Origin of the sequence: Arthrobacter sp. CAN_A212, assembly GCF_015752345.1 — a bacterium.
Lineage (GTDB): Bacteria > Actinomycetota > Actinomycetes > Actinomycetales > Micrococcaceae > Arthrobacter_D.
In genome coordinates this window covers 63169-76499 of record NZ_JADOUT010000007.1, presented here as the reverse complement: position 1 = coordinate 76499, position 13331 = coordinate 63169, and the positions used below count along the sequence as shown (strand labels likewise).

The 13331-nt window shown below is 64.4% G+C and carries 18 protein-coding genes; 15 read left to right on the top strand and 3 right to left on the bottom strand.

Going from position 1 to position 13331, the window contains the following annotated elements; translation table 11 throughout:
* Positions 1-111 precede the first annotated feature (111 nt).
* From rplS to IWX64_RS07595, 15 genes are all read left to right on the top strand, one after another.
* Positions 112-471 carry a 50S ribosomal protein L19 gene (gene rplS / locus IWX64_RS07665; protein WP_171585996.1) on the top strand — a complete coding sequence of 120 codons (360 nt, stop codon included), beginning with the start codon at positions 112-114 and terminating at the stop codon, positions 469-471.
* A 21-nt stretch (positions 472-492) separates the two neighbouring features.
* Complete coding sequence (gene lepB / locus IWX64_RS07660) at positions 493-1158, top strand: signal peptidase I (RefSeq protein WP_196866547.1); 666 nt, start codon at positions 493-495, stop codon at positions 1156-1158.
* Between the two features lie 32 nt (positions 1159-1190).
* Positions 1191-2096, top strand: a complete 906-nt coding sequence (gene lepB / locus IWX64_RS07655; RefSeq protein WP_196866546.1) for a signal peptidase I — start codon at positions 1191-1193, stop codon at positions 2094-2096.
* A 5-nt stretch (positions 2097-2101) separates the two neighbouring features.
* Positions 2102-2815 carry a ribonuclease HII gene (locus tag IWX64_RS07650; protein WP_196866545.1) on the top strand — a complete coding sequence of 238 codons (714 nt, stop codon included), beginning with the start codon at positions 2102-2104 and terminating at the stop codon, positions 2813-2815.
* 7 nt (positions 2816-2822) lie between these two features.
* Positions 2823-3149, top strand: a complete 327-nt coding sequence (locus IWX64_RS07645) for a DUF2469 domain-containing protein (protein WP_019482913.1) — start codon at positions 2823-2825, stop codon at positions 3147-3149.
* 113 nt (positions 3150-3262) lie between these two features.
* Positions 3263-3466: a hypothetical protein gene (locus IWX64_RS07640; RefSeq protein WP_196866544.1), complete on the top strand. Its 204-nt coding sequence runs from the start codon at positions 3263-3265 to the stop codon at positions 3464-3466.
* Positions 3447-4037: a hypothetical protein gene (locus tag IWX64_RS07635; RefSeq protein WP_196866543.1), complete on the top strand. Its 591-nt coding sequence runs from the start codon at positions 3447-3449 to the stop codon at positions 4035-4037. The genes IWX64_RS07640 and IWX64_RS07635 overlap by 20 nt, the downstream gene beginning before the upstream one ends.
* 52 nt (positions 4038-4089) lie before the next feature.
* Complete coding sequence (locus tag IWX64_RS07630; protein WP_196866542.1) at positions 4090-4440, top strand: ArsR/SmtB family transcription factor; 351 nt, start codon at positions 4090-4092, stop codon at positions 4438-4440.
* The gene (locus IWX64_RS07625; RefSeq protein ID WP_196866541.1) at positions 4437-4943 is read left to right on the top strand and encodes an SRPBCC family protein; all 507 of its coding nucleotides are present in this window, start codon (positions 4437-4439) and stop codon (positions 4941-4943) included. The genes IWX64_RS07630 and IWX64_RS07625 overlap by 4 nt, the downstream gene beginning before the upstream one ends.
* A gap of 157 nt (positions 4944-5100) precedes the next feature.
* Positions 5101-5457 (top strand): YraN family protein, encoded by a 357-nt coding sequence (locus IWX64_RS07620; protein ID WP_196866540.1) that lies wholly within the window; start codon positions 5101-5103, stop codon positions 5455-5457.
* On the top strand, positions 5457-7001 hold the full coding sequence (locus tag IWX64_RS07615; RefSeq protein WP_196866539.1) for a YifB family Mg chelatase-like AAA ATPase: 1545 nt from the start codon (positions 5457-5459) through the stop codon (positions 6999-7001). The genes IWX64_RS07620 and IWX64_RS07615 overlap by 1 nt, the downstream gene beginning before the upstream one ends.
* A complete protein-coding gene (gene dprA / locus IWX64_RS07610; RefSeq protein ID WP_196866538.1) occupies positions 6998-8215 on the top strand; it encodes a DNA-processing protein DprA in 1218 nt (405 codons plus the stop codon). Before IWX64_RS07615 ends, dprA begins: the two co-directional genes overlap by 4 nt.
* A 14-nt stretch (positions 8216-8229) precedes the next feature.
* Complete coding sequence (locus tag IWX64_RS07605) at positions 8230-8787, top strand: methylated-DNA--[protein]-cysteine S-methyltransferase (protein WP_196866537.1); 558 nt, start codon at positions 8230-8232, stop codon at positions 8785-8787.
* Positions 8788-8857: 70 nt separating this feature from the next.
* Complete coding sequence (locus tag IWX64_RS07600) at positions 8858-9778, top strand: tyrosine recombinase XerC (protein ID WP_196866536.1); 921 nt, start codon at positions 8858-8860, stop codon at positions 9776-9778.
* 206 nt (positions 9779-9984) lie between these two features.
* Positions 9985-10488, top strand: coding sequence for a DUF3145 domain-containing protein (locus IWX64_RS07595; protein WP_171587029.1), 504 nt, complete (start codon positions 9985-9987; stop codon positions 10486-10488).
* A 131-nt stretch (positions 10489-10619) separates the two neighbouring features.
* On the opposite strand, the gene fabF is transcribed toward IWX64_RS07595, so the two are convergent.
* From fabF to IWX64_RS07580, 3 genes are all read right to left on the bottom strand, one after another.
* Complete coding sequence (fabF, locus tag IWX64_RS07590) at positions 10620-11855, bottom strand: beta-ketoacyl-ACP synthase II (RefSeq protein ID WP_196866535.1); 1236 nt, start codon at positions 11853-11855, stop codon at positions 10620-10622.
* Between the two features lie 103 nt (positions 11856-11958).
* On the bottom strand, positions 11959-12204 hold the full coding sequence (locus tag IWX64_RS07585) for an acyl carrier protein (protein WP_019482900.1): 246 nt from the start codon (positions 12202-12204) through the stop codon (positions 11959-11961).
* An 83-nt stretch (positions 12205-12287) separates the two neighbouring features.
* Positions 12288-13325, bottom strand: a complete 1038-nt coding sequence (locus IWX64_RS07580; RefSeq protein ID WP_245345614.1) for a beta-ketoacyl-ACP synthase III — start codon at positions 13323-13325, stop codon at positions 12288-12290.
* Positions 13326-13331: the final 6 nt, after the last annotated feature.

Genomic DNA, 13331 nt, shown 5'->3' with positions numbered 1-13331 from the left:
GCAGGCCACCTATGGTCTTGCCGGTCTTCTAAATTTCCGGCGGACATTGCCCAGGCCTTGACCGCTGTGACCAACGTGAATGACCTGTGGCGTTCACCAGGAGCAATATCAATGCATATTCTTGACGCCGTCGACGCCGCATCACTGCGGACCGACATCCCAGCATTCCGCGCCGGTGACAACCTCAAGGTGCACGTGAACATCATTGAAGGCAAGAACACCCGTGTTCAGGTCTTCCAGGGCTTCGTTGTCGGTCGCCAGGGCGATGGCCTTCGCGAAACCTTCACCGTCCGCAAGGTCAGCTTCGGTGTAGGCGTGGAGCGTACCTTCCCGGTGCACTCCCCGGTCCTCGACAAGATCGAGGTTGTTTCCCGCGGCGACGTTCGCCGCGCGAAGCTCTACTACATGCGCGATCTGCGCGGCAAGGCCGCCAAGATCAAGGAAAAGCGCGAACCCAAGACTGCCAAGTAACACCAGTTCTTGAACCGCACCATGCCGGAATCAGATCCTCCCCGGCAGCCTGCGGGAGCACAACCAGAACGCCGGCCCTTTCGGGGCTGGCGTTTTGTGCTGTCCGCCCTTCTCGTGGCCGTGGTGGTCGCCTCGGTGCTCCGCGCGACCGTGGCCGACATCTACTACATCCCTTCGGCATCAATGCAGCCGCTGCTTGAGGAAGGTGACCGGGTCCTGGTCTCCCGGATCGATGATGACCCGCGGGTCGGCGACGTGGTCGTCTTCGACGGCCGCGGCTCGTTCGACCCGATCAGCGGCGGCGGTCCGGCTGAAATCCTCGGAACGATCGGCCACTGGCTGGGCATCTCCGGTAGCGACACCGTGTACGTCAAGCGGGTGCTCGGCGTCGGCGGTGACACGGTGTTCTGCTGCGACGGGGACGGGCAGGTGGAAGTGAATGGGAACCCCCTCGATGAGCCCTACGTTTTTCCCTCGGACGCTCCGAGCGACCAGCAATTCGAGGTGGAGGTTCCACAGGGTAAATTGTGGGTGATGGGTGATCACCGCTCCGCATCCTTCGACTCGCGATCTCTCCTGGGAGCGCCGGGCGGGGGGCTGGTCTCAACAGACCGCGTGATCGGACGGGCAGTCCAGGTAATCTGGCCGCCCTCCCGATCCGGCCCCATCGAGCGCACCACCCAGTGACCGACCAGCAACCTTAGGTAGATGACCAGCAGATGGCAACGAGCATTCCCGGCAAGTCCAATGACGACGCTGACGCCCGTCCGGACGCGCCCCGCCCGGATGCCTCACCTTCGGACACGCCCCGCCCGGATGCCTCACCTTCGGACGCGCCCCGTGCGGAGGCCCGACCTTCGGACACGCCCCGCGCGGAGGGCCGTGCGGCCCGCCGCGACGCTGCGACGAAGAAAAAGGGCGACGACGACGGCGACCGCGGCCTGCTGGGGTGGCTCAAGGAAATCCTGATCATCGTCGGGATCGCGATCCTGCTGTCCTTCCTCATCAAGACCTTCCTGTTCCGGGCGTTCTTCATTCCCTCCGGCTCAATGGAAAACACCCTGGAGATCGATGACCGGATCTTCGTCAACCAGTTGGTGCCCGCACCGTTTGAGTTGCAGCGAGGCGACGTGGTGGTCTTCCAGGACACCGAGGGCTGGCTGCCCGCACCGCCGCCCGGCGAAGGACCAGGCGCCAACTGGGTCAAGGATTCACTGATCTTCGTCGGTCTGCTGCCCGATGACACCCAGCAGCACCTCGTGAAGCGGATCATCGGCATGGCCGGTGACCGGGTGGTGTGCTGCGATGACGACGGTCGGATCACCGTCAACGGCGAACCCCTTGAGGAGCCGTACCTGTACCCCGGTGCCAGCCCGTCCGACACAGAATTCGATGTGACGGTCCCCGAGGGCAAGATCTGGGTGATGGGCGACCACCGGAACGCCTCCGCCGATTCCCGCGCCAACACGGACAAGCCAAACTCCGGATTCATCGACGTGGAAGACATCGAGGGCAAGGCGGCGGTTATCGCCTGGCCGCTGGACCGGATGGGCTTCCTCGGCAATTACCCCGAGGTCTTTGACGGTGTGCCCGAGCCGGCAGCCGCCAGCGATTCGACCTCCTAGCTGCGATGAAGTCTGTTGCACCCACCCTGCGGTACGAGCGGTCCTTCCGCGAGGCCGGGCACCGGTACCTGGCCGGTTGCGATGAGGTGGGCAGGGGAGCACTGGCCGGACCGGTATCCGTGGGGCTGGTGCTGATTGACCTTGTTGACGTCAAAGGCCTCCGCGGTGTGCGGGACAGCAAGCTCCTCTCCCCGGCCGATCGGGTCAAGCTGGTACCGCGAATCCAGAAATGGGCGCTTGCCTACGGGGTAGGCCACGCCAGCGCGGCCGAGATTGACGCCGTCGGGCTGATGCGTGCCCTCCAGTTGGCCGGGAACCGCGCATGGGAGCAGGTTGTCGTCACAGCCAGGCCCGATGCGGTGATTCTCGACGGAAACCACGATTGGCTCTCGCCCCGCGAGCAGGCCACCCTGTTCGACGGCGAGACCGACGTTCTTCCTGCGGGCTGCGACGTACCGGTCCATACGCGGATTAAAGGTGACCTGTCGTGCCTCAGCGTGGCTGCGGCGAGCGTTCTGGCGAAGGTGGAGCGGGACGCCCTGATGGTGTCCTACGCCGCCGACCATCCGCAGTACGGCTGGGACATCAATAAGGGGTATGCGACGGCGGGCCACCGTGCCGCGATCGACGGGGTGGGGCCCACTGGCCTGCACCGCACCACCTGGCGCCTCGGGACCGGAGACGGAATGAACATTCCCCGCGTGGAAATTGGGGGATGATGGGGTCATGAGCGCTGAGGATCTTGAAAACTACGAAACCGACATGGAGTTGCAGCTTTACCGCGAGTACCGGGACGTCGTCGGGCTGTTCAGTTACGTGGTGGAGACCGAACGGCGGTTCTACCTGGCCAACCACGTTGACCTGCAGGCCCGCTCGGCCGACGGCGAGATCTACTTCGACCTGACCCTCCAGGACGCCTGGGTGTGGGACGTCTACCGCACCGCACGGTTCGTCAAGAACGTCAGGGTCATCACGTTTAAGGATGTCAACGTCGAGGAACTGACCAAGTCGGATGACATCGCACTGCCGAAGGACGGCCCGCTCGGGAACTGAGGCATTCCCGGGGTACGCTCTCAGTAATTCCGGCACACCGCCGGATGTGGTCTCTACGGGGGTAGCTGAAGCATCGGTAAAGAGTCTCGGGTCATCGTTGTCGGAGTAGCGGCTTGTCTGATGCTCAGCTCGTGCACGGGGAACGTCGACGCGGGATCCACTGGAAGCCCATCGGCGTCGGCGACTCCGTTGGCGACCGAAACGGCCTCGGGTACGCCCAGCCCCTCCGTAAGCCCGACGCCGTCGGCCACCCCTACATCTGCCCTGACACCCTCGGCCACCCCTACAGCCACCCCGATGCCGTCGGCGTCGCCTGACCCAGTCCAGCCCACAGCTGTCCCGGGCGAGCTGGCCGGTTCGGTTTTCACCACGCCGGATGGCATCTACAGCTTCCTGCTTCCTGCCGGGTGGGAAGCCGCCGCCGTTGAACCCCTTGATCTGCCCACCTACGGGGTGGAGCTCAGTGCATCGGCCTACGTCATCTCGGATGCCTCAGGCCAACCGATCGCCCGGTTCGATGGTGGGGTCCCGGGTGACGGCGCCGCCCTTCCCAGCCCGGATCACCTGGTCTTCGACTCGGAACTCCTTCCACACGTGGAGCCCAAATCTGATCTCCCGGTTTACTTCGTCTTCGAGTCACTGCCCGACTACGAGGAGGGTGGACGGCTGTATCAGGCGCGGCTTCAAGCGGGAAAACCCGCGTTCGAGGGGATGTCCAGCCAGATGGCCGGAAAGATCTTCATGGAGCACAATGACGTCTTCATCTTCACCAGCACCCTTGATGAGACTGGACCCGCCTCCGAAGAGGAGGCGCGACAGTGGATGGAAACTGAGCAGTACTCCCAACTCCGGGCGATGCTCTTTTCCTTCGCGGTAAATCCGGCCTGACCGCTTCGCGGCCCCTTGACGGCGAACCTGGCGTTCGCTAACGTACAACCTTATGGTTGTAGATGATTTAAGCGATGCCGAGGTGGACCGCCTGTTCCAGGCGTTCGCCGATGCGACCCGACGGGATATCCTCGCCAGGGCGCTGGTCAGTGACTACTCAGTGTCCGGGTTGGCGGCCCACTACGCTATGAGTTTCGCCGCGGTGCAGAAGCACGTGGCAGTGCTGGAACGCGCCTCGTTGGTCACCAAGGAGAAGCGCGGAAGGGAGCAGATTGTGCGGGTCCATCTCGACGGGTTAAGAAGGGCGCAGCGGCTGCTTGAGGAGTACGAGGTCATCTGGCGGCAACGCGTCGACCGGATTTCCGACATTCTGGCTGAAGAAGAAGGGAAATCACCATCATGACAGTAATCAGTTCGCGTAAAGACACCGAGGCACTCAGCCTCACGATTGTCGCCGAATTTACTACGAGTGTTGAGCGGCTCTGGCAGGTCTGGGAAGACCCGCGGCAGCTCGAACGCTGGTGGGGGCCGCCCACCTACCCCGCCACGTTCGACCACCATGATTTTGTCACCGGCGGCAAAGTGGCGTACTACATGACGGGCCCCGACGGTAGCAAGAGCCGCGGATGGTGGCAGTTCAGCGCCATCAACCCGCCAACCCATCTCGAGTTCGATGACGGCTTCGCCGACGAGAACGGCAATCCCGTGGATGACATGGGGATCACCCACGGCGTCGTGACGCTTGAGGCAGTGGACGGCGGTACCCGGATGACCACCGTGTCCAGCTTTGAGAGCTTGGATCAGCTCGAAAAGATGGTGGCCATGGGCATGGAGGAGGGCATCAAGCAGGCGATGGGGCAGATTGACTCGATCCTCGAGAGGTCATCGGTCGAGGCCGATCTCTGATTCACCCCGTGGGCGATTCTGATCGCTGCTTGCTGTCAGGGTCATCCCAGCGGCACTCGCTCTCCACAGGGCGGGTGCCGCTGACGTTTCGCACATAGCCAGGGTTTGCGAATGTCTTCGGTGCTGGCCGTAGCAGGCTGGTACCGGAGGTGTTGGGATGCTGGCGAAGGACAGTCTGGGACGTAGGGGAGAGGCGCTGGCCGCGTCCTACCTTGAGGGCACTGGTCTGCACCTGGTCGACCGCAACTGGCGGTGTCCGCTGGGGGAGATTGATCTGGTGGCGATCGAGGGCTCGGTGCTGGTGGTGGTGGAGGTAAAGACCCGGTCTTCACTGAATTTTGGCCACCCCTTGGAGGGCATCAGTTCGGTCAAGCTCCGGAGGCTTTACCTGCTGGGCGCGATGTGGGCGGAAGCCCACGAGTTGCGGTTTTCAGAGATCCGCGTGGATGCGGTCGCTGTGGTCGACGACGGCACCGGCGAACCCCGGCTTGAATACCTCAAAGCGGTGAGCTGATGGCACTGGGACGCACCTACGCGGTGTCTTTGGTAGGCCTGAACGGCTACATCGTCGAAGTGGAAGCCGACATCGGGCAGACCCTGCCAGCGTTCGTGATCCTGGGGCTGCCGGACGCGTCGCTGAACGAGGCCCGGGAGCGGATCAGGGCCGCCGCGCGCAACGCAGGGCTGCCACTGAGTCGCCGCAAGATTACCGTGAACCTCATCCCGGCGTCCCTGCACAAACGGGGCTCAAGCTTCGATCTGGCGATCGTGATGGCGGCGCTGGCAGCGGCAGGAGATGTGCGCCGCTGCGAGGACACCGTGTTCATTGCCGAAGTCGGACTTGATGGCAGACTTCGTCCGGTCAGCGGAGTGCTTCCTGCGGTGATGGCTGGAGTGAAAGCCGGACACACCCGGTTCGTGGTCGCAACCGGAAATGAGGGTGAGGCGGCGCTGGTGCCGCAGGCGACGGTGAGGGCCTTCGCAAGTCTGGCCGATGTCTTGCTCGCCTTTGGTGCGGACCCGACGAAGGTCCTTCTTCCTGACGTCGCAACCGATCCGGTGCCAGCGGTCAGCGCACCCGCCCGCAGTATCCCCGCAGCGCCGAAGGACATGGCCGACATCGCCGGACAATCCACTGCCCGGTTTGCCGTGGAGATCGCGGCCGCGGGCGCCCACCACATGATGATGATGGGCCCGCCGGGGGCGGGGAAAACGATGCTCGTGGAGCGCATGCCCGGAATACTTCCGGACCTCACGGATGAGGAAGCCATCGAGGTAACAGCGATCCACTCCCTCGGAAAGGTGCTCCCCTGTAATGGCCTGCAGCGCCGACCTCCGTTTGAAAGCCCGCACCACACGTCGTCGACTGCGGCGATCATCGGTGGAGGCAGTGGAATACCGCGGCCCGGCTCCGCCTCACGAGCCCATCGAGGCGTGCTCTTCCTCGACGAGGCACCTGAGTACCAGCGTGGCGTCCTGGAAGCCCTGCGGGAACCCCTGGAAAGCGGCGAACTGATCCTTCACCGTTCGGCGGGCACCGCGTCCTACCCCGCCCGGTTCCAGCTGGTGATGGCTCTGAACCCATGCCCCTGTGGACTGGCGAGCGGCAAGGGAATCGACTGCGTGTGCACCGCTGAGCAACGCCGCCGGTACTTCAATCGTCTGTCGCAACCCCTCCTCGACCGGGTCGATCTTCAGCTTGCGGTCTCCCGCGTGTCCGTGACCGATTACTACGACGCCTCCGCCGCCGAATCATCGAAGACCGTCGCTGCACGGGTGGCGGCCGCCCGTGCCGCTCAGCGGGAACGGCTGGAGAAGTGGGGAGCCAGCACCAACGCTGAGATGTCCTCGGCCGTGTTGAATGGCGGACTCAAACTGTCCCGGGCCGTCACGGCACCGGTTGACCGGGCCATGCAGAACGAAACCCTCACCATGCGCGGACACGACCGGGTATTGCGCGTGGCCTGGACCCTCGCCGATCTCGGCGGCCGTACCTCGCCCTCGAGCGACGACGTTGATATTGCGCTCAACCTGCGGCTTCAGGAGAGCTCCCCATGACAGTTTCCACGGACCCCAGAATGATCGCAAGGGCTGCTCTGTCACGGCTGTTCGAGCCTTCAGACAGCGTGGGCCTTGCGCTGACAGCCGCCGTCGGACCACTCGATGCACTACGGATCGCCAGCGGCCAGATCTCTGCCGGTGCGGTCGTGGACGGAGAGATCGCCGGACTGCTGGTATCCAATGGATTCAATAACCGGCCCCACGCCCTGCAGGAGGCACTGGACCGCTGGAAGCCGAGAGTGGCGGATCTAGCCCCCGAACGGGACCTCGCAACCCTCGGCCGGCTTGGCGGCGTGTTGGTGACACCCGAGAGTGACCTATGGCCAGCGGCGCTGGACGACCTGCAACTCTCCGCGCCGACCTGCCTGTGGGTGCGCGGCGCGCTGGCACCAGGCATCCCGGAGCTCAGCCGGATGGTCGCGGTCGTCGGCTCGCGCGACAGCACCGCCTACGGCGCGACCGTGACCGGAGAACTCGCGGCAGGCTTGGTGACCCGTGGGTACACGGTAGTGTCCGGTGGAGCCTACGGCATTGATGCACAAGCGCACCGTTCCGCCCTAGCCGCAGCAGGGGAGGGCCGTCAGGTACCCACCATCGGCGTAACGGCGTGCGGCATCGACCGCTACTACCCGGCCGGCAACGAACAGCTTCTGCGGGAAACCGCCCGCCGTGGACTGCTGGTCGCCGAGGTGCCGCCCGGCTCCTCCCCGACACGTTGGAGGTTTTTGCAACGTAACAGATTGATAGCAGCACTCTGCGGAGTGACTGTCGTGGTCGAGGCACGCTGGCGGTCGGGGGCCCTGAACACTGCGCATCATGCAGCGGGTCTGGGCCGGGCGGTGGGAGCCGTTCCAGGGTCGGTGCACTCAGCGAACTCGGCGGGATGCCACCGGCTCCTGCGGGAGGGGAGCGCCGTGTGTGTCACGGATGCTGCGGAGATCGCCGAACTCGCCGGGCCGATCGGCATTGCCCTGGTGCCCGAGCCCGAGACAACCCCTGCCGTCCATGATGGGCTCGGCGTCGAAGACCTTCTCCTGCTGGATGCCCTCCCCGTGCGGGCAACCACCAGCGTCGACAAACTAGCCTCAGTGGCCGGCCTGAGCATCCGCGGCGTCCTGGCGGGACTGAGCCGGCTGGAGTTCGGAGGCCTCGCAGAACGCTCCGACGACGGCGGTTGGCGTCGGAAGAACACCCACCGTAAGAACCAGTAGAAAGGAAACCCCTGATGAAGTCGCACAGGTTCATGGCCACGGCAGCCGGTAAGCTCCTGCTCGTCGTCGACCAAGGAACGCTCACCGCCGTTTACCATGAGGTGCACAATCCGCCCCCGATCCCCTCCGCCGTCGGTGTTCCGTTCGCGAAGATTTCAGGGCCGTCGGGCGGAGTCGGTGAAACGCCCACTGCAGCGAATCTATTGGCCGACGCCGGGACCTTTGACCGCGCGGAGGACCAGTTCCGCGCGTACTTCGCGGGCAAACGCCGGACCTTCAGCCTTCCGGTCCAGGCGAACGGGACAGATTTCCAGCAACGGGTCTGGGCGGCTGTCCTCGCCATTCCCTATGGCGAAACCCGCAGCTACAAAGAACTCGCCGTGCAACTTGGCAACCCGTTGATGGGACGCGCCATCGGCACTGCCATCCGGGTGAATCCGCTGGCGATCATCATCCCGGGGCACAGGGTGGTCAGCTCATCCGGTGCGGTCACCGGCTATTCGGCGGGCGCGGCCGTCAAGCGATTCCTCCTTGACCTCGAGGCAGGTGATTCAGTCCGACCCGCGGCCTGAGCGCAAGCCGCCGATGGAAGCGGCGGAGCGCCTCCTTGAGGATCGGCCCAACAGGGCGCACAGTGAAAGGATGCAGCAACCGCCCGACCCATTCGCCGAAACCGTGGACCGGTACCGGACCTATCTGGTCGCCGAACGTAACCGCTCGGCGCACACCGTGCGTGCCTACCTCACCGATATCGGCGGGCTGCTTCGTTTCGCCCACGAGGCGGGAGTTACCCGCCTGGACGAGCTGACTCTTGCGGACCTGCGCGGTTGGTTGGGCACGATGGATGCACGCGGCCAGGCCCGGTCCACGATTGCCCGACGCGCTGCCACCGTGCGCAGTTTCCTGGCCTGGGCAGTCAGGGAGGAACTCATCGAGGTCAACCCGGCCCTCCGGCTCCGGGCACCCAAAAAAGAGAAGACGCTGCCCGGGATTCTCTCGGTCAAACAGCTGGACGGCATTTTCGACAACCTGCGCAAGTCAGCCGTGGACGGCGACCCGATCGCGCTGCGGAACATCGCACTCGTGGAAGTGCTCTACGGCACCGGCATCCGGGTAGGCGAGCTGGTTGGCCTGGACATCGATGACCTCGATCCGGATCGCAGGACCCTGAGAGTCCTCGGCAAAGGCAACAAGGAACGGACGGTGCCCTACGGTCTGCCGGCGGCACACGCCCTCGATGACTGGCTCCGACGCGGACGCCCCAAACTGGCTCAATCGACTAGCGGACCAGCCCTGTTTCTTGGACAGCGCGGGGGACGGATGGATCAGCGGCAGGCCCGGTCGACGGTAGGGAAGCTCTTCGCTGGGGTACAGGGCACTTCCGCCACCGGACCCCACGCACTCCGCCACAGCACCGCCACCCACCTGCTGGATGGCGGCGCCGATCTGCGTGCCGTACAGGAGATCCTGGGACACTCCAGTCTCGCGACCACCCAGATCTACACACATGTGTCGGTCGACCGGCTCCGTAAAAGTTACGAACAGGCCCATCCGCGAGCCTGACCCAAGACAGGCCCACGGCAGGCCGAGGTGGATTGAGGACCGGTTCCGGGCGGGACCAAGTTGGCCATCAGCTAGCTACAGTGGCGCAATGAGGGTATGTAGGGCAGAATAAACCGTAGTCCGCCGTGTCGGCGGACACATTTGGACGAATCCATTCACTGTTGCAGGTCGTTGGGGAAGACGCACCTACAGCTATGGAGGATGGAATGTCTGGTATTACGGCGCGCGGAGTGTTGTATATTCACTCAGCCCCTTCTGCGCTATGCCCTCATATCGAGTGGGCGATCGGTTCGGTGATTGATCAACGAACCGATCTTGAGTGGTCCCCTCAGCCCGCTTCACCCGGCATGTTCAGGTCCGAACTCTCGTGGGTCGGGCCCCAGGGATCCGGCGCCCAGCTGGCATCAGCCCTGCGGGGATGGGCTCACCTGCGCTACGAGGTCACTGAAGAGCAAAGCGCCGGAGCCGACGGTGGTCGCTGGTCGCACACTCCCGAGCTGGGCATCTTCCACGCCACGACTGACGTTCACGGCAACATCATGGTGACCGAGGACCGGATTCGGTACGCCTACGAGACCGGCGCAGGGGATCCCGCGGCCGTGTACCACGAGTTGTCGCTGGCACTCGGAGAATCCTGGGACGAGGAGCTCGAACCTTTCAGGCATGCCGCCGAGGGTGCTCCCGTGCGATGGCTCCACCAGGTCGGTTAATTCCTGCCAGCAGCGATCCGACCCGTCATCCGCCAGAAAGACCTGGAAAAGCATGTGAACCGCGGAAGACGCCGACCCTTTGGGTCGGCGCCTCCCGTGTCGTTTCTGGCTAGCGGCGATTAGACCGCGAGCTAGGCGCTGCGGACCACGATTACCGCGTTGTGCCCGCCGAACCCGAACGAATTGCTCAGCGCCACCAGATCGCCGGCTGGAAGCGTGCGTTCGGTGGTCACAATGTCCAGCGGAATGTCGGGGTCCTGCTTCTCCAGGTTGATGGTCACCGGCATCTTGCGATCGTAAACAGCCAGGACAGTCATCACTGCTTCCACCGCTCCCGACGCGCCGAGCAGGTGGCCGGTCTGCGACTTGGTTGCTGACACCGCCACATTGTCGATGTGGGATCCGAGGGCGGTCTTCAACGCCACGTACTCGGGCTTATCGCCCACCGGCGTGGACGTGGCGTGCGCGTTCACGTGGGAAATATCGGACGGCTGCACCCGGGCATCGAACATTGCCGCCTTGAGGGCGCGGGTGGCGCCCAGTCCACCGGGATCCGGTGCGGTGATGTGGTAGGCATCAGCGGTCACCGAGGTGCCGGCCAGTTCGCCGTAGATCCGGGCGCCGCGGGCCAGGGCGTGCTCTTCGGCCTCGATCAGGAGGGCTCCGGCTCCCTCGCCCATGACAAAACCGTCGCGGCCCGTGTCGTAGGGCCTGGACGCGTGCTCGGGGTCATCATTGCGCCGTGACAGCGCGTGCATTGACGCAAACGCGGCAATGGGCATCGGGTGGATCGCCGCTTCGGCGCCGCCACACATCACGACGTCGGCCTTGCCGGACCGGATCAGCTCCAGGCCCTGGTGCAGGGCCTCGGTACCCGAGGCGCATGCGGACACCGGAGTGTGGGCTCCGGCCCGGGCACCCAGATCAAGGCTCACGGCTGCGGCCGGACCGTTGGGCATCAGCATGGGCACAGTCATGGGAAGGACCCGGCGGGGTCCCTTGGCGCGCAGGGTGTCCCAGGCGTCCAGGAGCGTCCAGACGCCGCCGATGCCGGTAGCAAAGGCAACTGCAAACCGGTCGTGGTCAATTTCTTCAAGGCCGGAATCCCGCCAGGCTTCGCGGGCTGCGATGACCGCGAACTGCGTGGAGGGATCCATGCGCTTGGCTTCAACTCGTGAGAGGACCTCGCTGGCTGGTGTGGTGACCTGCGCGGCGAAGGTCACGGGCAGTTCGTATTCCTGGACCCAGTCGGCTTCGATGGTTCGAGCACCGGAGACACCCTTCAGGGCGTTCTTCCACATGGTGGGGACGTCGCCGCCAATCGGCGTCGTCGCGCCCAGTCCGGTGATCACTACTTTGCGTGCCATGGTTCACTCTCTAAAACGTGGGGTGTAGCTGTGGAACGTGCGGGTTGGCTCCTCCGTGGCCGCCAGCGCCTACTGGTGCTGGCGGCCACGGAGCCAAAAGGATCTAGGCCTGCGCGCCGGAAATGAAGTTGACGGCGTCGCCAACGGTCTTCAGGTTCTTGACCTCTTCGTCGGGAATCCGAACGCCGAACTTCTCTTCGGCGTTGACCACGATGGTCATCATCGAGATGGAGTCGATGTCCAGGTCGTCGGTGAACGACTTGTCCATCTCGACCGACTCTGGTGCAAGCCCGGTTTCCTCGTTGACGATTTCGGCCAAGCCGGCCAGGATTTCTTCGTTGCTAGCCATGGATGGCTCCTTTTCTTGTCAAGCCGGATCAAAGACCCGGCATGGTTAATCAAACCGCGGTTGACGGTTTGGCTTGGGAAAAACTAGGGAAGTACGACCACCTGTGCGCCGAACACCAGTCCGGCACCAAAACCGATCTGTAGGGCGAGGCCCCCGCTCAGCTGAGGGTGTTCCTGCAGCATGCGGTGCATGGCAAGTGGAATGGAAGCGGCCGAGGTGTTTCCAGCGTCAACGATATCGCGTGCCACTTCCACATGGTCGGGAAGCTTCAGCTGTTTGACCATCTCGTCGATGATGCGGATGTTCGCCTGGTGCGGCACGAATGCCACCAGGTCCTCGGCCGTGACGCCTGCTGCGTCCAGCGCCTCCTGGGCGACCTTTGCCATTTCCCAGACCGCCCACCTGAAGACCGTCTGCCCGTCCTGGCGCATGGTGGGCCAAGAAGCTTTCGGCGTGTCTTCGAGGGATCCGCCGACGGCCCCTACCGAAGCGAGCTCGGCGTCGCGGATGTCCAGCAGCGAGTGGGACATGCGGATGGCCTGGTGCTTGCTGCCATCCGAGCCCCACACTGACGGTCCGATGCCGGCGCTCTCCGCCGGGCCGATCACCACGGCGCCCGCACCGTCCCCGAGGATGAAGGAGATGGTTCGGTCAGCGTTGTCGATGAAGTCGGACAGCTTTTCGACGCCGACCACCAGAACGTACTCGGCGGTCCCGGCGTGCACCATCGCGTCTGCCTGGGCAATGCCATAGCAATACCCGGCGCAGGCTGCGGAAATGTCATAGGCCGGCGCCGGGGTGGCTCCGAGGCGGTCCGTCAGCTGGGCGGCGGCCGAGGGAGTGGCATAGGGGTGGGTCACGGTCGACACGAGGACGGCGCTCAGCTGTGCTGCGTCGATCCCGGCGTTCGTCAGCGCCGACCGCGCCGCGGCCTCCGCCATGTCGATCACGCTGGTGTCGCGGTCGGCGCGGTGCCGAGTAACAATCCCGGTCCGCTGCCGGATCCATTCGTCAGAGGAGTCAATCCACTGGCAGACATCTTCGTTGGTGACAATGACGTCGGGTCGGAATACGCCGATGCCGTGGATGCGGGTGTGCTCGCGTAGCGGAGCTTGCTTCATGACCGG